Raw genomic sequence first — 21,474 nt, forward strand, 5'->3', positions numbered from 1 at the left:
AAAACCTGTCACCTTTTGCCCACATTGCGCTGGTAAGGGCCAACCCTACGCGACGTCCATGGCGTCCGAATGAGTGCGAGTTCGGGAACAATAATGGCAGACAGAACCCAGCTGAGAGCAGCCGACCACAACGACATCGCCAACGATGATCCGTTCGCGGAACTGACCAGGATCATGGGGTTCGACCCGCGCCAACCGGTCAAACCGCAAACGCCGGCCCAGCCGAAAGCCGCTGCCGCCGGGCCGCCGGAGGGCGAGGCCGATTTCGACATCGATCTCGAGAAGGAGTTGATGGGCGAGTTCGGCGCCGACGCCAATGACAATGCTTCCCCTGTCGAGCTTCGCGAGCCGGCATCCGAACCGGCTACCACGGATGGGATGGAGGACGCGCTTGCCGCCTCGTTCGAACAGGATTTCGCGTTCGACGACAGTGCGGTGGATGATGCTGCTCCTGTTGCGGCCGCTCCTGTTGCCGCCGACGAAATTGCCTCCGGCCCCGAAAGGTCGTTCGCTCCCGCTGTCGAGTCGGAGTTCGACGACGAGTTCGATAACGCCGTCGCCGGCTCGCTCGAAGACGTGTCGCCGTTCGAGGACGACTTGTCGAGTGACGACGAACTTGCCGGCCCTGTCGACCAGGATTTTCGGCTCGACGACGATGTGACGGGCAAGATCGGGGCGACGGGCGAGGACGGACCTAGGGCCGCAGCCGATGCATACGCGCCGGTCGACGAGCCCGCCTTCGACGACGAGCCTGCCTTCGACAATGAGTTCGACAACGCCGTGGCCAACTCGCTCGAAGACGAGCTGATGCTCGAAGAGCATGAGCCGATGGAGCAGGCCGTCGCCGTTGAAACCGCCGCGCAAGCCGCCGCGCCTGCGTTCGATGACGAGTTCGACGATGCCGTTGCGAGCTCGCTCGAAGACGAGCTGATGTTCGACGAGCAGGAGCCGGCGGTCGCCGCCCCGGCATCCCCGGTTGAGGCGGCCGATGAGAATTTTGCCGGCCATTTCGATGATGCCATGGCCGACGTCGACATGGACTTAGACGTTCGCCCGAACGAGCCTGCCGAAATCGAAGAACCAGAGGCCGTCGAGCTTTCCGGCACGGCTGCTGAAGCGGCGTTCGACGACCATTTCGATCTGGGCCTCGACGATGCGCTTGCGGAGGACGTCGAAGAGCCCGTGGCGCAGGTTGCGGCCGAACCAGTGGCGCCGGCCGCTGTCGTCCCGACAGCCCCAGTGGCTGAGGAACGCAGCCTGGAAGACGAGCTGAACGCGCTGCTGGGTGCAATGAGCACACGGCCGGCACAAGCGGCCAACGAACCTCAGACAAGCCAGCAGCCTGCCCAGAAGCCTGTGATGGCTGCTGCTCAGCAGCCCGTGGCGCCCGCAATTCAGGAGCCAGCAGTGGCTGCTGAACAGCCCATGGTGGCGGCTGAAGACGTCACCAACGAACCGGTGCATCCTGTCGACGAGCTGGATTGGGAACTCGACGAGCACGAGCCCGCTGAGCCGCAGCAGTCCAGTGCCGCCGATGATGCCGATCTTGGCAGTGTCCTCTTCGATGAGCTTGAAGGCGAGGATTTCGGTGTTGAAGCCGCTGCCGGACCTGCGGATGATTTGGACAATGATGCGCTCGATGCCGATTTCGCCAGGAATATCGGCCTGGATCATGACTCGGCCGACAAGAGTGCCGCAGCTGCTTCCGAAGAAGATCCGCTCGATGCGCTGAACTGGCTGACGACACGCGCCACGCCGCCCGAGCCGGCCCGCTCGTGGAGCCGCGTGACGCCGGTCGCACAGCCTCAGCCCGCTTTTGCAGGCCAGCCGGTGGCTTCGGCGCGTCCGGCACCACCGCCGCAGCCGGCTGCGGCGCCGTCCTATCGGGCCGCACCGGTCGAAGAGGCGCCGTCCTATGAAGGCCAGGCATCCCGTGAAGAGAGGCCGTCCTATGAAGATCGGCCCGCCTACACGGAAGCTGCACCAACCTCGCATCAACAGCCTTCCGCGTATGACGAGATGCCCGATGTCGAGACGGTCGACGTGCCCGAGCGCGTCGTGGCGCTGGCGGACGATCTCGACATTCCGGAGCTCAACTTCGACGATGACGAGCCGGTGGCGCCCGCCTACGACGATCTTGATGCCGATTTTGCCAGCCTTCTCACCGAAATGAATGCCACGGATATAGCGCCTGCCCCGGTGCGCAGTGCTGGCTATGACGATGAATACGATGCGGGCTTTGCGTCTGGTTATAAGCAAGATCGTGGCGAGACGCGCGCCTATGGCGCCAAGCCTGCGGAAGCCCCCGTCAGCGCGGCGGCCGCTTCCTATGCCGATGCAGCGGACGGTTTCGATCTGGGCCCATTGCCCGGTGGCCAGCCGGTTTCGCAAGCCGACGATTTCACCTTCGATGAGCTCGACTACGATCCCGAACTGGACGACGAGATGTCGGTCCCGGGCCTCGCCGAACGCGAGGCCGAAAGGCGGCCGCGCAGGCGCGGGCTGCTGATAGGAGCGATAGTCGGCGCGGTGGCGATCGCCGGAGGCCTTGGCGCCTTTGCGTTGACCCTCGGCGGCAAGAGCGACGGCGATGCGCCGGTTATCGTCAAGGCCGACAACAGGCCGATCAAGATCAAGCCGGAAAATCCAGGCGGCGCCGTCGTGCCGAACCAGGACAACAAGGTCTATGACGCTGTGGTCAAGGGCGCCAAGCCCGCCGAGCCCGTTCAGCAGAAGCTGGTCACCAACACCGAAGAGCCTGTGGACCTGAAAGCCAACGAACCGGAGAGCCGCGTCGTCGATCTTTCGCCCAATGACCCCGACGCCGCGGACGATCTCGACGCGCCCGGCACAGTGGCGTCCGACACCAACGCCTCTGGTATCAACGCGCCTGATACCAACGCGCCTGACACCGATGCGCTTGGCGCCAATGCCGCTGGCGGTACCGAAACTGCCGCCGCACCGGCGCCCAAGTCCGAGGATCGCATCGCGCAGGTTCTGCAGGAGGCCGAGAAGGGTGCCAACCCCGAGATCGTCGCCGTTGCGCCGCGCAAGGTACGGACCATGGTCGTGAAACCTGACGGCTCGCTGGTGGCGCGCGAGGATCCGGCGCCTGCCGCCCCGCAGATGGCTGCTGCCGAGCCGGCAGATCCGGCGCCGCAGCACGTGGCTCCGTCGGCCCAGGCCGACGCCGCCGCGCAGACTGGCACCGTGCCCCTGATCGAGCAGATGACAAGTGATCCGAAGATTGGCGATCAGAAGATTGGTGACCAGCCGAGTGGCGATCAGGCGAGTGGCGATCAGGCCGAAACCACCAAGCTGCAGCCGGCGCCCAAGCCCGACACCAAGGCCGAAGCCAAGGCCCAGCCCTCAGCCAGCAAGCAGTCCGCCAACACCCCGGCCACGGTCCCAGTGGCGCCGCAGCGTCCGTCCGACCAGCCGGTCGACGTAGTCGGCGAAGTCAAGCCCGATCAGGTTGCTTCCATCGATCCGGCCGCGGCCGGCGCTGGTTCGTGGTCGATACAGATCGCTTCGCAGCCGACAGTCGAAAGCGCCCAGTCGACTTATCAGGATCTGCAGCGCCGCTACGGCAGCGTGCTTTCCGGCCGCACCGCCAACATCGTCAAGGCCGAAATTGCCGGCAAGGGCACCTTCTACCGCGTCCGCGTTCCAGCGCAGTCGCGCAACGAGGCGATCAAACTGTGCACCAGCTACAAGGCTGCCGGCGGCAATTGCTTCGTGTCCCACTAGCGGCACCAAAAACCTCTCGAAAAGCCGGCGCTCGCGCCGGCTTTTTTGCGTGAACGGAAATCCCTGGAGGCAATTGCGGGCGATTCCCTTTGTCGGCGCGAAGCTCTAAACTGTTCCGCATGACCGAATCAAAATCCATGATCCTCGGCTGCGCCGGGAAATCACTGACCCGCGACGAGATCCGTTTCTACCGCAACGAATGCCCGTGGGGTTTCATCCTGTTTGCGCGCAATATCGGCGAAACCGAGCAGATCCGCGATCTGGTCGCCGCTATGCGCGACTGCGTCGGGCGTGCGGACGCGCCGGTGTTCATCGACCAGGAGGGCGGCCGGGTGCAGCGCCTGCGGCCGCCGCTGGCGCCGAACTATCCGGCTGCCGGCGCACTCGGCGCCTTATGGCGCGACGACCATGACGCCGGCACCCGTGCCGCCTGGCTGATGGCGCGGCTGCATGCCTTCGATCTGCTGCGCTACGCCATCACGGCGGATTGCCTGCCGGTGCTCGACGTGCCGATCGAGGGCGCCAGCGACGTCATCGGCGCACGCGCCTATGGCAAGGAGCCGCGCGCCGTCATCGAATTGGGTCGCGCCGCGGCGGAAGGCCTGATGGCGGGCGGCGTGCTGCCGGTGATGAAGCATATTCCCGGCCATGGAAGGGCCTTCGCCGACACGCATTTCGAACTGCCGACCGTCGACGCCTCGATCGGAGACCTGCAGCGGCATGATTTTGCCCCGTTCAGGGAGCTCAACCATTTGCCGATGGCGATGACGGCGCATGTCGTCTATAGCGCGATCGACCCGAAGAACCCGGCCACGACATCCGGCAAGGTCATCGAAAAGATCATCCGCGGCGAAATCGGCTTCGACGGCCTGTTGATGAGCGACGACACCTCGATGAAGGCACTTTCTGGGGATTTCCCGTCAAAGGCGGCCGCTATCCTTGCGGCGGGCTGCGATCTGGTCCTTCACTGCAACGGCGTGTTTGAGGAGATGGCCGGCATTGCATCGCGAACGACCGGACTTGAAGGCAAGTCGTTTGAGCGCGCGGAGCGGGCGCTGACCTATATCAGGAACCGTGACGTAGCGGACGAGACCGAGATTCGGGCCGAATTTGCCAGTTATTTCGACGCGGTGGCCTAGCATCAAAGGAAGCGAAGTGGCGGAAACATTGGACCTGAAGGCCGGCAAGGTCGCACCGATGGACCGTCTGTGGGCCGAGAACGACGATTCCCGGTTGACCGGCGATCCCGCTTTGGTCGTCGATGTGGCCGGTTTCGAAGGTCCGCTCGATCTTCTGCTGCATCTTGCCCGCAACCAGAAGGTCGACCTGTCGCGCATCTCGATCCTGGCGCTGGCCGAACAATATCTGGCCTTCGTCGAGAAGGTGAGGGCGCTGCGGCTGGAGCTTGCCGCCGACTATCTGGTGATGGCGGCATGGCTGGCCTTCCTCAAGTCGAAGCTCCTGATCCCCAAGCAGCCCGGCGACGAAGGCGAAAGCGGCGAGGAACTGGCGGCAGTGCTGCAGTTCCGGCTGAAGCGGCTGGAGGCGATGCGCGACGCGGCGGCACGGCTGGTCAACCGCAACCGGCTCGGACGCGACGTGTTTGCGCGCGGCATGCCGGAAATGGTCATCGTCGAGAAGCGAAATGCCTATTCGGCCTCGCTCTACGATTTGTTGACCGCCTATGCCCAGCAGCGCCAAAAGCAGGCGGTCACCAATGTGACGATCGCCAGGCGCGGCGTGTGGTCGCTCAAGGATGCGCGTGACGTGCTGATCAGGCTGATCGGGTCGCTGCGCGACTGGACGGCGCTCGACAGTTTCCTGGTCGAATATCTGGCCGGCCCGGAAGAGCGGCGCACCGCTGTCGCCAGCTCGTTTGCCGCAACGCTGGAACTGGTGCGCGAAGGCAAGATGGAGATGCGGCAGGACCAGGTGTTCGCGCCGCTTTATCTGCGCGGCCGCGCTCAAGCCATCAAGATAGTCGAGGTGACACCATGAGCGAACGCGCCAACGCTTCGGTCATTCCGTTCAAGGTCGAGGACGACGCCGAGCAAGGCGCGGTTGCCGAGAACCCGGCACAAAACCAGGGGCAGAATTTGTCGCAGAATCCCGGCGAGCGGCTGCATATGGCGGAGGCCGTACGGATGGCCGAGGCGATCGTATTCGCCAGCGCCGAGCCGGTCAGCGAAAAACAGCTCACTTCGCGGCTGCCCGACGGCATCAACATTGCCGCGGCGATGGCCGAACTGCAGCAGATCTATGCGCGGCGCGGCGTCAATCTGGTGCGCGTCGGCGATGCCTGGGCCTTCCGCACCGCCGGCGACCTCGCCTTCCTGATGAGCCGCGACACGGTGCAGCAGCGCAAGCTGTCCCGCGCTGCCCTCGAAGTGCTGGCGATCATCGCCTACCACCAGCCGGTGACGCGCGCCGAGATCGAGGACATCCGCGGCGTCGAGACGTCAAAGGGGACGCTCGACACGCTGATGGAGACGGAATGGGTGAGAATGCGCGGCCGGCGCCGCACGCCCGGCCGTCCCGTCACCTACGGCACGACGGACATTTTTCTCGACCATTTCGCACTGGAGGAGATCCGCGATCTCCCCGGCATGGAGGAATTGAAGGGTGCAGGATTGCTGTCCGGCCGCATGCCGTCGAATTTCTCGGTGCCGCTGCCGCCGGCCGACCCCGATGCGCTCACCGACGACGAGGATCCGCTGACCGACATCGACCTCGAGGAACTCGGCCTTTTGACGCCGCGCGTCACGGACGATTGAGCCGAGCGCCATCTTTAAGCCACAGCCAGGATGGAACTGCGCCGATTGGTAGCGGGCCGCCGTGCCGAAAGTGCGTGACTTCGGCCACTCATTCATGAACTCTGTCGCAGTTCTGTTTGAATCCGAACCCGAAAGCGCATAGATCAGCGTCTGGGAAACCGTTCGAGAGAGATTTGCTATGGGTTCATTTTCGATTTGGCACTGGATGATCGTTCTGGTGATCGTGCTGCTGGTCTTCGGCCGCGGCAAGATCCCCGAGCTGATGGGCGACATGGCCAAGGGCATCAAGAGCTTCAAGAAGGGCATGGCCGACGACGAGACTGCCGAGGACAAGCGCACCGTCGAACACCGTTCCGACGAGACCGTGTCGGTACCGAAGGAAAAGGCCAGCAAAAGCTGAGCCCAAAACTTTGGTTGGCCAAAACTTGAGTCGGCCTGAAACTTGAGTCGGAACGTATAGCCATGTTCGAAGTCGGCTGGACCGAGATGCTGGTGATCGCGATCGTCATGATCGTGGTCGTCGGGCCCAAGGATTTGCCCAACATGCTGCGCACCTTCGGCCGCACAACGGCGAAGCTGCGCGCCATGGCGTCGGATTTCCAGCGGCAGTTCAACGACGCACTGAAGGAAGCCGAACTCGACGACGTCAAGAAGTCGGTCGATTCGCTGAGAAGCCTCAATCCGGCAGCCGAGATCAGGAAGCAGCTCAATCCATTCGAGCAGGCCGCCGCCGACGTCCGTTCCGGCGTCGATGCCGTGATGAAACCCAAGCCGGCGGTCGAGGCCGCCTCGACAGAGCAGGCAGCCGAGCCGCTGAAGAACGGCGCGACGACGATGCCGGGCGTCAGCCCGCCGGAGCCGACGCCGGCCACGCCGATCTTTCCGGCGATGACGGACGAGTCCGTCGTGGCGCCGGCAGTAGAGGCGCAAACGACTGCAGCGGCCGTGCCGCAAAAAGCGCCGGCGGCAAAGAAGAAGCCGGCGCCCGCGAAAGCCGCGGCTGCCGTGCCGGCCAAGCCGGCAAAGGCCGCTGCGCCAAAGGTCGCCACAAAAGCTGAGCCGAAAGCGCAGTCATCAGCAGCGAAGAAGCCGGCGGCAGCAGCGAAGAAGCCTGCGGCAGCAACGAAGAAGCCGGCCGCCACGAAAACGGCGGGAGCCGCCAAGTGAGCACTTCGGACACGGAAAAGGACGAGATCGAAAAATCGTCGGCTCCGCTGATGGAGCACCTGATCGAGTTGCGCCGGCGGCTGATGTGGTCGATCGGCGGTTTTTTCGTTGCTTTTCTTGTGTGCTTCTTCTTCGCCAAGAAGCTGTTCAACCTGTTGGTGATCCCGTTCAGATGGGCGACCCAATGGGCCGGGCTCGATCCGCACAAGGTCGAGCTGATCTATACGGCGCCGCAGGAGTTCTTCTTTACCCAGGTCAAGCTCGCCATGTTCGGCGGCATGGTCATCGCTTTTCCGTTGATCGCCACGCAGATCTACAAATTCATCGCGCCCGGCCTCTACAAGAACGAGCGCAATGCCTTCCTGCCGTTCCTGATCGCCTCGCCGATCCTGTTTCTGATGGGCGCGTCGCTGGTCTATTTCTTCTTTACGCCGATGGTGATGTGGTTCTTCCTCGCCATGCAGCAGACCGGCACCAACGACCAGGTGCAGATTTCGCTGCTGCCGAAAGTGTCCGAATATCTCAGCCTGATCATGACGCTGATCTTCTCCTTCGGCCTGGTGTTCCAGTTGCCGGTGGTGACAAGCCTGATGACGCGGGTCGGCATGCTGTCGTCGCAAGGGTTGGCCGAGAAGCGCAAATGGGCGATCGTCATCGCCTTCGTCGTGGCGGCGGTGCTGACGCCGCCCGACCCGATGAGCCAGATCGGCCTCGCAATTCCGACGATCCTGCTCTACGAGGTCTCGATCTGGTCGGCTCGCTTGATCGAGCGCAGCAAGGAGCGCGACCGTGTCGCCCGCGAAAAGCAGGACGCCACGGAAGAGGTGGCCGAAAAGCCGGCGGACGCGTCGTCGACGTAGGTGGGGTTACTGGCTGGCATCTTTCTTCCGGCCGCAGCAACTTTGTTCTTGCTTTGTGCCGGCAGCTATGCTACTAATCTGGGTATGGTGCTGATTCGGCGCCGACGACCCGCCCTCCGAGGCGGGTTTTTGTTTCAGGTTCCTTTCGACCAAATGTTGCGAGTGCTGCCTACCTGAGGTCGGCGGGACAGCGCCCCCCTCTGTCCTGCCGGACATCTCCCCCACTTGGGGGGAGATCGGCAGCTTGGGCGACGGCTTGCTTTTTCAGCGCCGGAGATTGGCGAAAGCCGCTATGACGGCCAATCTCCCCACTCGTGGGGGAGATGTCCGGCAGGACAGAGGGGGGCGTGAAGAAACGCCAGGCTTCACATCTTGCATCGATCAGGGATGCGGTTTACGCCCTCTGGTCTTTGTTTTGGGCATTTCGTTGTCCCGAAACCGCTGCGCCGAGGACGAACAGACCATGCTTGACATCAAATGGATTCGCGACAACCCGAAGACCCTTGTAGAGGCGCTTCAGAAGCGCTCGTGGTCGGCCGGGGAGGCGCAGTCCACGGTCGACGATCTGATCGCCGCGGATGAGGCGCGGCGCGAGCATCTGACCGAGCTGCAGACCAAGCAGGAACGCCGCAACGCCGCATCGAAGGAGATCGGCAATGCCATGCGCTCGGGCGATGCCGCCCTTGCCGAACGGCTGAAGGCTGAGGTCGGCGAGATCAAGGCCTTCATCCAGAACGGCGAGGCGCGCGAACGCGAGCTCGACAAGGCGCTGAACGACGCATTGGCGGTGCTGCCCAACGTGCCGTTCGACGATGTGCCGGTCGGCAAGGACGAGCACGACAATGTCGTCAAGCGCGTCGTCGGCAAGGCGCCGACCCGCCCGAACTGGGTGAAGGAGCACTTCGAGATCGGCGAAGCGCTCGGCATGATGGATTTCGAGCGGGCGGCAAAGCTTTCCGGCTCGCGCTTCACCGTGCTGACGAGCGGGCTGGCGCGGATGGACCGCGCGCTCGGCCAGTTCATGCTGGACCTGCACACGACAGAACATGGCTATGAAGAGATTCAGCCGCCGCTGATGGTACGCGATGAAATTCTGTTTGGCACCGGGCAATTGCCAAAGTTCGAGGAAGATCTCTTCAAGACGGAAGGCGAAGCGCCAAGGGAAGGTACTGTTCATTTTGGTCCTGAGGATGGCGACCCGAACGTGCTTGCTCAGCTTTTCAAAATGGTCGCCAACCGCCAAAAGCGCTCTGACATACAGGCGCTAATTCAGAAGATTTGGCACGGAGACCCAAAACGGCAGCGAGAAGTCGAAGAGCATTTTCTGGGCAGGCGTTCGTTTTGGCTTATCCCCACTGCCGAAGTGCCGCTCACCAACCTTGTCCGCGAGGAAATCACGCCGCACGAAAGACTGCCGCTGCGCTATACTGCGCTGACGCCGTGCTTCCGCTCGGAAGCTGGCTCGGCCGGGCGCGATACGCGCGGCATGCTGCGTCAGCACCAGTTCTACAAGGTCGAGCTGGTGTCGATCACCGACCAAGACTCGTCGATTGCCGAGCACGAGCGCATGACCGAATGCGCCGAGGAGGTGTTGAAGCGGCTCGGCCTGCCGTTCCGCACCATGACGCTGTGCACCGGCGACATGGGCTTTGGCGCGCGCAAGACCTACGATATCGAGGTCTGGCTGCCCGGCCAGAATGCCTATCGCGAGATCTCGTCGTGCTCGGTATGCGGCGACTTCCAGGCGCGGCGCATGGACGCCCGCTACAAGGACAAGGACGGCAAGGGCAATCGCTTCGTCCACACGCTGAACGGTTCGGGCACCGCCGTCGGCCGCGCTCTCATCGCCGTCATCGAAAATTACCAGAACGAGGACGGCAGCGTAACAATTCCTGAAGCGCTTCGGCCTTACATGGGCGGCCTGGAAAAGATCGAATCGAAATAATGCGCATCCTTCTGACCAACGACGACGGCATCCATGCCGAGGGCCTTGCATCGCTCGAACGCATCGCCCGCACGCTGTCAGACGACGTCTGGGTGGTGGCGCCGGAGCAGGACCAGTCCGGCTATGCGCATTCGCTGTCGATCTCGGAACCGCTGCGCCTGAGGAAAATCGGCGAAAAGCACTTTGCCGTGCGCGGCACGCCGACCGATTGCGTCATCATGGGGGTGAAGAAGATCCTGCCCGAACCGCCCGACCTGATCCTGTCCGGCGTCAATTCCGGCGCCAACATCGCCGACGACGTCACCTATTCGGGCACCGTCGCCGGCGCCATGGAAGGCGCGCTGCTCGGCGTGCGCTCGATCGCCATCAGCCAGGCCTATTCCTATGTCGGCGAGGACCGCGTCGTTCCCTATGAGACAACCGAGACGCTGGCGCCGGCGCTGCTTCAAAAGCTCGCCGCCATGCCGTTGCCGGATGGCGTGCTGCTCAACGTCAATTTTCCGAATTGTGCGCCGGGAGAGATCGCCGGAACTGTGGTCACTTCGCAGGGCAAGCTGGTCCACAGCCTGTGGGTCGACGAGCGGCGCGACGGGCGCGGCCTGCCTTACTACTGGCTGCGCTTCGGCCGCGAGCCAGTCGAGGGCAAGCAAGGCAGCGACCTCCATGCCTTGCGCAATCGGCTGGTGTCGGTGACACCGCTGCAGCTCGATCTCACCGCGCATGAAATCCGCGATCAACTGGCCAAGGCGCTCGCATGAACTTGAATCACGCTGCAACGGTCGACGAACGCGAAGGTTTCGCTGCCTTCCTGCTTCGCCTGCGCGGCAGGGGCACGGTGCCGAAGGCGCTGATCGCCGCCTTCGAGGCGACGCCGCGGCGCGGCTTCCTGTCGGCCCACTTCCATTCGATCGCCTGGTCGGACCGCATGCTGCCGATCGAATGCGGCGAGGCCATCGAAGGCGCCGACCTGCAGGCGGCGGTGATCGCGGCACTTGCTATCGAACCAGGCAACCGCGTGCTCGAGATCGGCACCGGGTCTGGCTACACAGCGGCAGTGATGTCGCGGCTTGCCGCGCGGATCGTCACCATCGACCGTTACAAGACGCTGGCCGAACAGGCCCGGCAGCGTCTCGAGGCACTCGCCATCGGCAATGTCATCGTGCGCCAGGCGGACGGTTCCAACGGGCTAGCCAACGAAGCGCCGTTCGACCGCATCGTCGCCTGGGCGGCCTTCGACAGCCTGCCGCGCTTTCTCCTCGACCAATTGTCGAGCGGCGGCATCGTCATCGCGCCGATCGGACCCGACGAGGGCGAGCAGGTGCTGGCCAAGCTGACCAAGGTCGGCAGCCGCTTCGAACGCGAGGATATCGGCCTGGTGCGTCTGCAGCCGATCCTGCGCAGTGTCGCGGCGGTGATTTGATATCCTAACCATCGGCCGCTTGGCGGCAGCCGAAGCCTGGTGCTTCGTCATCCTGGGGCGCAGCGAGGAGCGGAGCGACACAGCGCAGACCCTAGGATCCATGCCACGCCCTTGAGGCGTTGCAAGGGTGCAGAATTCTGCTCCGCCGCATTCTTCGGCCAATGTCACGGAATGGATCCCAGGGTCTCCGCGACGGAGCTTCGCTCCTGCTCCGCCCTAGGATGACGAAGCTGAGAGCCTTCCTCGAAACATTTTAAGAAAATTTGCGTCTGATTCTACAGGTTTAACCGACCGGTAACATTAACGCGCTTTAATCAGGTTCAGTTGTACCGGGTCTGTGCGGGTTAGTGCGATGCAATTCAGTGTTTTGAAGGCAAACGGACGCAATCTGGCGCGTGGCTGCGCCGTCCTCATGATTGCAGGCGCTGCGACGGGGTGTAGTTCCCAGGTGGCGCGGTTCAACAGCGTCGACGACGTGTTCACCGCCTCGACCAACAACCAGCGCGCCATCATCGACAAGCAGGATGCTGCCCAGCCCTATCCGGGCGATGTTGCGGCCGCGCCGATCGACGGCAGCCACACCCAGTCGGTCAGCCGCTCAAGCCTCGAACCGGTTACGGCGCAGCAATTGCCGCCGCCGGCTCCCGCCCTGGCACCCGCCGCTCGCCCGGTGCGTACCGCTGTCGCGCCGGCCCTGGCGCCTGCCGCTCCTCGTGTCGACAGGACGGCAACCGGCACCGTCGCTCCTGCGGCAAGGCCGTTCAAGAACGCCGAGCCCGACGCGCCGCGCGTGGCGACGGCCGCCGGCGCACCGCATGCAACCGAGATCGTCGTCAAGGACGGCGAGACCATTTCCGGCCTGTCGCGGCGCTACGGCGTGCCGGCCGACGCCATCATGAAAGTGAACGGGCTGAGCGCGACCAAAGGGCTGAAGACCGGCCAGAAGCTCGTCATCCCGGCCTATGCGTATTCGAGCAACGGCGCCGCGCCGAAAGTCGCCGACGCCAAGCCCGCGAACGGCACCAGGCACGACCAGCCGGCCGATGCGCCGGAGAAGGTGGCCGTGCTGCCGCAGCAGCCGAAGGTCAGGGAAGGCAAGTCCGCCGCGCAGGTGGATGCCTCGGCTGCCGCAAGCCAGCCGAAGGATGGAAAGGCCGCGCCAAAAACTGCTTCGGCGACGGCCAAGCCGGCCGGAGCCGGCGGCACCTACACGGTTCAGCAAGGCGATACGCTGTCCGCCATCGCCAGGAAGACCGGCGTCGGCGTCGTTGCGCTGAAGCAGGCGAACGGCATGCAGGATGGACTGCTCAAGATCGGCCAGACCCTGAAAGTGCCGGCAGGCGGAACCGCTGTCGTCGCCAGTGCGAAGCCGGCAAAGGTCGATCCGGTGACGACGGCCACCACCCAGCCGCCGGCCAAGGGCACGCCGACGCAGACGCTCGCCTCCTACACGCCGCCGAAGAAGGACGCGAAAGTCATCCAGCAGGCCGAGGACGACGATGCGGTGGCGCCGGATGCAACCGGCATCGGCAAGATGCGCTGGCCGGTGCGCGGCCGCGTGATTTCCAGCTTCGGCGGCGGCAAGGACGGCGTCGACATCGCCGTGCCTGAGGGGACGCCGGTCAAGGCAGCCGAAAACGGTGTCGTCATCTATGCCGGAGACGGCCTCAAGGAATTCGGCAACACAGTGCTGGTGCGTCACGAAAACGGTCTGGTCACCGTCTACGGCCATGCCAGCTCGATCGAGGTGCAGCGCGGCCAGAAGGTCAAGCGCGGCCAGGAAATCGCCCTGTCCGGCATGAGCGGCACCACCGACTCGCCGAAACTGCATTTCGAAGTGCGCAAGAACTCGGCGCCGGTCGATCCGTCGGGTTATCTCGAATAGAGAAAAATCCGATTTTGCGGGCCGCCTGACCTTCAGCCCGCCGAGGAAGTCCGCTCCGCAAGGTGCGGGCTTCTTCTGTTGCCAGTCCTTGAGCGGCTAGTCCTTGAGCGATTTTCCGAGCCGGCCTGCCAGATCCTGGGTGAACTGCCAGGCGACGCGGCCCGAACGGCTGCCGCGGGTCGTCGCCCATTCCAGCGCCTCGGCGCGCAGCGTCTCGGGATCGATGGCCAGATCATGATGGCGGACATAGCCATCGATCATGTCGAGATATTCGTCCTGCGAACATTTGTGGAAGCCAAGCCACAGGCCGAAGCGGTCCGACAGCGAAACCTTCTCCTCGACCGCTTCCGACGGGTTGATCGCGGTCGAGCGCTCATTGTCGATCATGTCGCGCGGCAACAGATGCCGCCGGTTCGAGGTGGCATAGAAGATGACGGTGGCCGGGCGGCCTTCGACGCCGCCTTCAAGTGCTGCCTTCAGCGATTTGTAGGATGTGTCGTCATGGTCGAATGACAGGTCGTCGCAAAACAAGATGAAGCGAAACGGCGCTGCCTTCAGCAGGCCCATCAGCTTCGGCAGCGTGTCGATGTCTTCGCGGTGGATCTCGATAAGCTTGAGCGGCACGTCGGGCTTCGCCGAAGCGTTGACCGAGGCGTGTACCGCCTTGACCAGCGACGATTTGCCCATGCCGCGCGCGCCCCATAACAGCACGTTGTTGGCAGCGTAGCCGGAGGCGAAGCGCTCGGTGTTGTCGACCAATATGTCGCGGACGCGGTCGACGCCGCGGATCAGGCCGATATCGACGCGGTTGACCTTGCGCACCGGTTCCAGATAGCCGGGATCGGCCTGCCAGACGAAGCAATCGGCCTCGCGGAGGTCGGTTTGAGGCACCGGCGGCGGGGCGAGGCGGGCGACCGCCTCGATCAGGCGGTCGAGCTTCTGGTGCAGGATATCGATAGGGCTGTCGGTCATCTCTTGTCTTTTTGTTTCGCGTTTTGTTTCGCGTTCAGGACGGTGCGGTAGGGCAACCTACCTGATTTCAGCGGTTTCGAAACTCGTCCCAAGCATTTGTTCGGGCATGATCTTTTGCGAAAACCGAGCATCGCTTTTCGTGATCACCCTCTAACACGGCTCACCAGGCCGGAAAAGCAGCCGATTTGCCCGGCAGCGCAGTTGCATTGGCAACGTTACCGACTATATTCCGGCCAAATTTGGCGGGGCCGCCTTGCGGCTGTTTTTCAAAGTTCAGGAGTACCTCGATGTTCGTGACACCGGCATACGCCCAAGGCATCGGCGGGGACTCGTCCGCAATGTTTATCCAGATCGTGCCGTTTGCTCTGATTTTCGTGATCATGTATTTTCTGATCATCCGGCCGCAGCGCACGCAGCTGAAGAAGCGCGGCGAGATGCTGGCGGCGGTTCGCCGCGGCGACACCGTTGTCACCGGCGGCGGCTTGGTCGGCAAGGTTACCAAGGTGATCGACGACAACGAGCTCGAGATCGACCTTGGCGGCGGCACCAAGGTGACGGCGCTGCGCTCGACGCTTGCCGACGTGCGCGTCAAGGGCGAGCCGGTGGCGAACCAGAACGCCAAGAAATAACCGAATTGTCGGCGGAACGATCCGCCAGTACGCCCTGACGGACGACGCCATATGCTTTATTTTTCGCGCTTCAAGATGATCCTGATCTGGCTGGCCGTGGCCGCCACAGTGGTCCTCGCTGCGCCCAACCTTTTTTCCGCCAGCACGCTGGCCAAGCTGCCCGACTGGGTGCCGAAGCGGCAGATGACGCTTGGCCTCGACCTGCAGGGCGGCTCGCATATCCTGCTCAGGATGGATCCGAACGATCTGATCAAAGATCGGCTGGAGACGACGCGCGACGAAATCAGGACGCTGCTGCGCGATGCCAAGATCGGCTATACCGGCCTTGCCGGAACGGGCCGCACGGTGCAGGTCCGCATCACCGATCCCGCACAGATCGAGGCTGCCAAGAAGGCGTTGAAGACGTTGACCGATCCGGTGGCGGCCGGCTTGTTCAGCGGCGGCTCGATCCAGGAGATGACGCTGGATGATTCCGAGCCCGGCCTGCTCAAGTTCACCGTCACCGATGCGGGCATCAAATATCGTACTTCGGCAGCGCTGACGCAGTCGATCGAGGTCGTCGGCCGCCGCGTCAATGAACTCGGCACGACCGAGCCGATCGTGCAGCGGCAAGGTGACGACCGCATCCTGGTGCAGGTGCCGGGTCTCCAAGACCCGCAACGGCTGAAGGAAATTCTTGGCCAGACCGCCAAGCTGACCTTCCAGATGGTCGACCAATCGATGCCGGTGCAGGACGCGCTGAACGGCCGTCCGCCGCCGGGATCCTCGGTGCTGTATTCGCAGGACGACCCGCCGGTTCCGTATCTGATCGAGAACCGCGTCATCGTTTCGGGTGAAAACCTCGTCGATGCCCAGGCGACGTTCAACTCCCAGAACAACGAGCCGGTTGTTTCGTTTCGCTTCGATTCGAAAGGGGCGCAGCGGTTCGGCCAGGCGACATCACAGAACGTCGGCAAGCTGTTTGCCATCATCCTCGACAATCAGGTGATTTCGGCACCGCAGATCCGCGAACCGATCCCCGGCGGCACCGGCCAGATATCGGGGAATTTCACCGCTGAGAGCGCCAACGACCTCGCCGTGCTGCTGCGCGCCGGCGCCTTGCCGGCGACGCTGACGGTGATCGAGGAGCGCACGGTGGGCCCTGGCCTCGGACAGGATTCCATTCATGCCGGCAAAGTCGCCGGCATCATCGGTTCGATCCTGGTTGTGGCGTTCATGTTCGTCGCCTACGGCTTCTTCGGCTTCCTCGCCAACATCGCGCTGGCGGTGCATGTGGCGATGATCGTCGGGCTGCTGTCGCTGCTTGGAGCGACGCTGACCTTGCCCGGTATCGCCGGTATCGTGCTGACCATCGGCATGGCGGTCGATTCCAACGTGCTGATCTATGAACGCATCCGCGAGGAGCGACGTGCCGGCCGCTCGGTCATCCAGGCGATCGATACCGGTTTCAGCAAGGCGCTGGCCACAATCGTCGATTCCAACGTCACCTCGCTGATCGCGACCGTGGTGCTGTTCTATCTCGGCACCGGGCCGGTGAAGGGCTTTGCCGTCACCTATGCCATCGGCATCCTGACCACGGTCTTCACCGCCTTCACCTTCACCCGCCTGCTGGTGTCGATCTGGCTTCGCCGGGCCCGTCCGAAGGAGTTGCCGCGGGCGCCTGTGACTTTCGTTCCGCCCGGAACGAAAATTCCGTTTATGGGCATCCGCCGCTGGACGTTCACGCTGTCCAGCGTGCTTTCAGTCCTGTCGGTCGTCGGGTTCATGACCATCGACATCAATTACGGCATCGATTTCAAGGGCGGCTCGCTGATCGAGGTGCAGTCCAAGACCGGCAATGCCGATCTGGCCGACATCCGCGGCAGGCTGACGGAACTCAATATCGGTGAGGTGCAGGTTCAGCAGTTCGGCGAGCCGAACGACGTGCTGATCCGCGTCGGTACGCAGGAGGGCGGCGAGAATGCCGAGCAGACCGTCATCGACAAGGTGCGCGGCGAACTGCAAGACCAGTACGATTTCCGCCGCGTCGAAGTGGTGGGGCCGACGGTCTCAGGCGAGCTTGCCAAGCAAGGCACCATCGCCATGCTTGTCGCGCTGCTCGGCATCCTGATCTATGTCTGGTTCCGCTTCGAATGGCAGTTCGCGGTCGGCGCCATCGTTGCGACTGTGCACGACGTGGTCATGACGATCGGCTTCTTCGTCATCACCGGCCTGGAATTCAACCAGTCGTCGCTGGCGGCGATCCTCACCATCATTGGCTATTCGCTCAACGATACGATCGTCGTCTATGACCGCGTTCGGGAGGATCTGCGAAAATACAAGCGAATGCCGCTGCCGCAACTGCTGAACAACGCCATCAACGAGACGCTGTCGAGGACGACGCTGACCTCGGTGACGACGATCCTGGCGCTGCTGGCGCTAGTGCTGTTCGGCGGCGAGGTGATCCGCTCGTTCACCATGGCGATGCTGTTCGGCGTCGTGTTCGGCACCTATTCGTCTATCTTTATTGCCGCGCCGCTGCTCATTCTGTTCAAGTTGCGGCCGCAGGCCACAGCGTCGGACGAGGAAAAGCCGGTGGGCGGCGGCAAAGCCATAGCCACCTGACGGCCCGCCGCACGGCTTGCCGCGCCAGTTAGAATCGGACCACTAGTGGCCAAAGGCATCGTCATCCGCGAGGCGCATTTCCCCGGCCGCGCACCGATCGAGGCTTACGGCAATGGCGGCTTCCGTTTTGCCGACATGTCGCATCGCGGCTCGTTGCTGTGTCTGCCTTCGGGCATCTATGGCTGGGAACCGGCCGATCCGCTGGCGCTGACGGCAGCGGATTTCACCAAGCTGTTCAACGAGGCCGACAAGGTCGAGATCCTGCTGGTCGGCAGCGGCAAGGATCTGAGGCCATTGCCTGCCGCGCTGCGTGCTGCGCTGAAGGAGGCAGGCATTTCCGCCGATCCGATGTCGACCGGGGCGGCCGTGCGGACCTACAATGTGCTGCTGGCGGAAGACCGCGCCGTGGCCGCAGCACTCATCGCCGTCGACTGACGTGGCCGAAAACACCAATATCGTCATGGAAGCGGTGCGTGCCGCCGACCACGACCGCTATCTCACCGCCCTCTATGCGCCCGAAGACAAGCGGGACGCGCTGTTTTCGCTCTATGCCTTCAACGCCGAAATCGGCGGCATCCGCGATCGCATCCGCGAAGCGCTGCCGGGTGAAGTCCGGCTGCAATGGTGGCGGGATGTCATCGCCGCCGAAGAGGATGGGGCGGGGGTTGGCCATCCTGTGGCGGACGCGCTGAAGGCGACGATTTCCGCTCACCGCCTGCCGAAGGCGGCTTTCGAGAATATGCTCGAAGCGCGCATATTCGATCTCTATGACGACCCGATGCCATCGCGCACCGATCTCGAAGGCTATTGCGGCGAGACTGCCGCCGCGCTCATCCAGCTTGCGGCGATGGTGCTCGACCCGGTCGAAGCACCGCGTTTTGCCGAACTGGCCGGCAGGGCAGGTTGTGCGCAGGCGATGACCGGTCTGCTGCTTCTGCTGCCGCTGCATCGCAAGCGGGGACAGTGCTTTGTCCCGGCCGACATTTTGGCTGCGGCGGGGTCGTCGGCGCGAGAATTCGTCAGCGGTGATGGCGGGCCAGCCGCGGAACGCGTCGTTGCCGCGATGATCGCTCTGGCACGGGAGCATCTTTCCGCCTTCGAGCAGGGGGCTTCCGCTTTGCCGGTTTCATTGCGTCCGGCGTTTCTGCCGCTGGCTCTGTCGAGCGCCTACCTCGACAGAATAGAGAATGCCCGCCGCTCGCCTCTCAAGGATGTGGCTCGGCTCTCAGCCTTGCGCCGGCATTGGCTTTTGTTCCGGCGCGCCACGCAAGGCTGGCCGGCCGCATAGAGGCTGCCGCGTAACCAACCCGACAGTTATTCCGCAGCTTCCGCCCGAAAAGGCAACCCCAGCCATTCGCGGCAGTCGGCAAGCGCGCGCGATGTCACCGCGTGCCGCTTGGCGACCGTCTTGTCCTTGCCGCGCAGCCGCTTGCCCTCGATCTTTGGCGCGTCCACCGGCGGGAACAGGCCGAAATTGACGTTCATCGGCTGGAAGGAGCGCTTTCCCGGCTCGTCATCGGAGACAATATGGCCACCGGTGATATGGTTGAGCAATGCGCCGAAGGCGGTGGTCAAGGGCGGCAGCGACGGTGTATTGCTAAGCCTTTCGGCGGCGGCAAAACGCCCGGCAAGCAGGCCGATGGCGGCACTCTCGACATAGCCTTCGCAGCCGGTGATCTGGCCGGCAAAACGCAAGCCGGGCCGCGACTTCAACTGCAGCGAAGCGTCGAGCAGCGTCGGCGAATTGATGTAGGTGTTGCGGTGCAGGCCGCCGAGGCGGGCGAATTCGGCGTTTTCCAGCCCGGGAATGGTGCGGAATATGCGCACCTGCTCAGCGTGCTTCAGCTTGGTCTGGAAGCCGACCATATTGTAGAGCGTGCCCAGCGCATTGTCCTGGCGAAGCTGGACGACGGCATAGGCCTTTACAGACGGATTGTGTGCATTAGTCAGCCCCATCGGCTTCATCGGTCCGTAGCGCAGCGTCTCGACGCCACGCTCGGCCATCACCTCGATCGGCAGGCAGCCGTCGAAATAGGGCGTGCCTTCCCATTGCTTGAATTCGGTCTTCTGGCCGTCGACCAGCGCCTGTACGAAAGCAAGGTACTGCTCCTTGTCCATCGGGCAATTGATGTAATCCTTGCCGGTGCCGCCGGGGCCGACCTTGTCGTAGCGCGACTGGAACCAGCAGATATCCATGTCGATCGTGTCGAAATGGACGATTGGAGCGATGGCGTCGAAAAAGGCGAGCGCGTCGGCGCCGGTCACTTCCGCGATCGACTGGGCGAGCGAAGGGGCGGTCAGCGGGCCGGTGGCGACGATCGCCTGGTCCCAGTCCGCCGGCGGCAGGCCAGGCACTTCCTCGCGCCGGATGGTGATGAGTGGGTGCGCTTCGAGCTTTCTGGTGACCGCTTCGGAAAATCGGTCGCGGTCGACGGCCAGCGCACCGCCGGCCGGCACCTGGTGCGCGTCGCCGGCGCTCATGATCAGCGAACCGGCGAGCCGCATTTCGGCATGCAGCAGGCCGACGGCATTGGCTTGCGCGTCGTCGGAGCGGAAGGAATTGGAACAGACGAGCTCGGCCAGCCCGTCGGTCTTGTGCGCATCGGTGCCGCGGACGGGACGCATTTCATGCAGGATAACCGGAATGCCGGCTTCGGCCGCCTGCCAAGCAGCTTCGGAGCCGGCGAGACCGCCACCGATGACGTGAATGGGATTTGTGTTCATGAGCGCCGAAATAATCCCTTGGCGCGGCGATTGCAATTACACGAATCAGCCGCGCTGTTGCCGCCACGCGCTGCAATCGTCTACTATTGCGAATGGGTGGGAGTCTCGGGGTCTTTGCCAGAGCGACATTTCTGACAGTCGTGATCGCCGTGGGCGGATCAGCAGCGGCCGGCGAACCGGCCGCGACGGCTTCCAAGCGGATCCCCATATGCCATGGTTACGGTTGCAACTATCGCACGACGCTGGCGCTTGGCCCCAGTGACGGTGCGCGTTTCCGCTCTATCCTGCGTGCGGGCGCGGGTTCGCCCCAGGCCGAGCGCTCCGCTATTTCGAAGGCCGTCCGCTATTTCGAACAGCGCATTTTCCAGGCCATCGGCGTCCGCGACCAGCCGCAGTCGAAATTCGGTGCATCGCGCGTCAGGGGCCAGATGGATTGTGTCGACGAATCGACCAATACGCATGCGTTGCTGGTCTATCTTGCCGAGCGAAAACTGCTCAGGTTTCATAAGGTCGAGGACAAGGCCTCGCGAGGCCTGTTTGTCGACGGGCGCTATCCGCATTGGACGGCGGTGATCAGCGACCGCGGCGGTACAGAATGGGTGGTGGATTCCTGGTATGCGCCGATGGGCGGCGCGCCGGATATTTTTCCGCTGAGCCAGTGGAAGAAGCGAGGCGTGCTGAAGAGCGGCGCGCTGGACTGACGACGGGGACGTCCCGCCAAAAACGGCTCCCAGGGCGTTTCGA

General features: G+C 63.5%; 19 protein-coding genes. 16 read left to right on the forward strand and 3 right to left on the reverse strand.

Going from position 1 to position 21,474, the window contains the following annotated elements:
* Window positions 1-93 precede the first annotated feature (93 nt).
* The 11 genes from NKI50_RS02000 (at window position 94) to NKI50_RS02050 (ending at window position 13,801) form a co-directional block, all read left to right on the forward strand.
* On the forward strand, window positions 94-3,750 hold the full coding sequence (locus NKI50_RS02000; RefSeq protein WP_352640581.1) for an SPOR domain-containing protein: 3,657 nt from the start codon (window positions 94-96) through the stop codon (window positions 3,748-3,750).
* A gap of 119 nt (window positions 3,751-3,869) precedes the next feature.
* On the forward strand, window positions 3,870-4,889 hold the full coding sequence (gene nagZ / locus NKI50_RS02005) for a beta-N-acetylhexosaminidase (protein ID WP_352640583.1): 1,020 nt from the start codon (window positions 3,870-3,872) through the stop codon (window positions 4,887-4,889).
* 58 nt (window positions 4,890-4,947) lie between these two features.
* Complete coding sequence (locus NKI50_RS02010; RefSeq protein WP_352640662.1) at window positions 4,948-5,748, forward strand: segregation and condensation protein A; 801 nt, start codon at window positions 4,948-4,950, stop codon at window positions 5,746-5,748.
* Window positions 5,745-6,524 carry an SMC-Scp complex subunit ScpB gene (gene scpB / locus NKI50_RS02015; protein ID WP_023720059.1) on the forward strand — a complete coding sequence of 260 codons (780 nt, stop codon included), beginning with the start codon at window positions 5,745-5,747 and terminating at the stop codon, window positions 6,522-6,524. Before NKI50_RS02010 ends, scpB begins: the two co-directional genes overlap by 4 nt.
* A 178-nt stretch (window positions 6,525-6,702) precedes the next feature.
* The gene (locus tag NKI50_RS02020; RefSeq protein ID WP_023678929.1) at window positions 6,703-6,924 is read left to right on the forward strand and encodes a twin-arginine translocase TatA/TatE family subunit; all 222 of its coding nucleotides are present in this window, start codon (window positions 6,703-6,705) and stop codon (window positions 6,922-6,924) included.
* Window positions 6,925-6,986: 62 nt separating this feature from the next.
* A complete protein-coding gene (gene tatB, locus NKI50_RS02025; RefSeq protein WP_023720060.1) occupies window positions 6,987-7,691 on the forward strand; it encodes a Sec-independent protein translocase protein TatB in 705 nt (234 codons plus the stop codon).
* Window positions 7,688-8,551 (forward strand): twin-arginine translocase subunit TatC, encoded by an 864-nt coding sequence (tatC, locus tag NKI50_RS02030; RefSeq protein WP_023720061.1) that lies wholly within the window; start codon window positions 7,688-7,690, stop codon window positions 8,549-8,551. The genes tatB and tatC overlap by 4 nt, the downstream gene beginning before the upstream one ends.
* Window positions 8,552-9,014: 463 nt before the next feature.
* Window positions 9,015-10,496: a serine--tRNA ligase gene (serS, locus tag NKI50_RS02035; RefSeq protein ID WP_352640585.1), complete on the forward strand. Its 1,482-nt coding sequence runs from the start codon at window positions 9,015-9,017 to the stop codon at window positions 10,494-10,496.
* Window positions 10,496-11,254 (forward strand): 5'/3'-nucleotidase SurE, encoded by a 759-nt coding sequence (surE, locus tag NKI50_RS02040; protein WP_352640587.1) that lies wholly within the window; start codon window positions 10,496-10,498, stop codon window positions 11,252-11,254. Before serS ends, surE begins: the two co-directional genes overlap by 1 nt.
* Window positions 11,251-11,916, forward strand: coding sequence for a protein-L-isoaspartate(D-aspartate) O-methyltransferase (locus NKI50_RS02045; RefSeq protein WP_352640589.1), 666 nt, complete (start codon window positions 11,251-11,253; stop codon window positions 11,914-11,916). Before surE ends, NKI50_RS02045 begins: the two co-directional genes overlap by 4 nt.
* 352 nt (window positions 11,917-12,268) lie before the next feature.
* The gene (locus tag NKI50_RS02050; RefSeq protein ID WP_352640591.1) at window positions 12,269-13,801 is read left to right on the forward strand and encodes a peptidoglycan DD-metalloendopeptidase family protein; all 1,533 of its coding nucleotides are present in this window, start codon (window positions 12,269-12,271) and stop codon (window positions 13,799-13,801) included.
* Between the two features lie 96 nt (window positions 13,802-13,897).
* On the opposite strand, the gene NKI50_RS02055 is transcribed toward NKI50_RS02050, so the two are convergent.
* Window positions 13,898-14,773, reverse strand: a complete 876-nt coding sequence (locus NKI50_RS02055; protein WP_352640593.1) for an ATP-binding protein — start codon at window positions 14,771-14,773, stop codon at window positions 13,898-13,900.
* A 160-nt stretch (window positions 14,774-14,933) separates the two neighbouring features.
* Window positions 14,934-15,155: a hypothetical protein gene (locus NKI50_RS02060; RefSeq protein WP_210164500.1), complete on the reverse strand. Its 222-nt coding sequence runs from the start codon at window positions 15,153-15,155 to the stop codon at window positions 14,934-14,936.
* Here NKI50_RS02060 and yajC point away from each other — a divergent pair.
* The 4 genes from yajC to NKI50_RS02080 are packed head-to-tail and all read left to right on the forward strand — an operon-like array spanning window position 15,061 to window position 19,294.
* On the forward strand, window positions 15,061-15,402 hold the full coding sequence (yajC, locus tag NKI50_RS02065; protein WP_023678921.1) for a preprotein translocase subunit YajC: 342 nt from the start codon (window positions 15,061-15,063) through the stop codon (window positions 15,400-15,402). The two genes, NKI50_RS02060 and yajC, sit on opposite strands and share 95 nt — an antisense overlap.
* A gap of 51 nt (window positions 15,403-15,453) precedes the next feature.
* Window positions 15,454-18,006 carry a protein translocase subunit SecDF gene (gene secDF, locus NKI50_RS02070; protein WP_352586940.1) on the forward strand — a complete coding sequence of 851 codons (2,553 nt, stop codon included), beginning with the start codon at window positions 15,454-15,456 and terminating at the stop codon, window positions 18,004-18,006.
* Window positions 18,007-18,051: 45 nt separating this feature from the next.
* A complete protein-coding gene (locus tag NKI50_RS02075; protein WP_352640595.1) occupies window positions 18,052-18,441 on the forward strand; it encodes an Mth938-like domain-containing protein in 390 nt (129 codons plus the stop codon).
* 25 nt (window positions 18,442-18,466) lie between these two features.
* Window positions 18,467-19,294, forward strand: a complete 828-nt coding sequence (locus NKI50_RS02080; RefSeq protein WP_502897761.1) for a phytoene/squalene synthase family protein — start codon at window positions 18,467-18,469, stop codon at window positions 19,292-19,294.
* Window positions 19,295-19,320: 26 nt separating this feature from the next.
* On the opposite strand, the gene trmFO is transcribed toward NKI50_RS02080, so the two are convergent.
* The gene (trmFO, locus tag NKI50_RS02085) at window positions 19,321-20,730 is read right to left on the reverse strand and encodes a methylenetetrahydrofolate--tRNA-(uracil(54)-C(5))-methyltransferase (FADH(2)-oxidizing) TrmFO (protein ID WP_352715240.1); all 1,410 of its coding nucleotides are present in this window, start codon (window positions 20,728-20,730) and stop codon (window positions 19,321-19,323) included.
* 149 nt (window positions 20,731-20,879) lie between these two features.
* On the opposite strand from trmFO, the gene NKI50_RS02090 reads away from it, so the two are divergent.
* The gene (locus NKI50_RS02090) at window positions 20,880-21,431 is read left to right on the forward strand and encodes a hypothetical protein (protein WP_245278626.1); all 552 of its coding nucleotides are present in this window, start codon (window positions 20,880-20,882) and stop codon (window positions 21,429-21,431) included.
* Window positions 21,432-21,474 lie beyond the last annotated feature (43 nt).

Origin of the sequence: Mesorhizobium sp. M0563 (assembly GCF_040321065.1) — a bacterium.
In the GTDB taxonomy this organism is placed as follows: Bacteria; Pseudomonadota; Alphaproteobacteria; order Rhizobiales; family Rhizobiaceae; genus Mesorhizobium.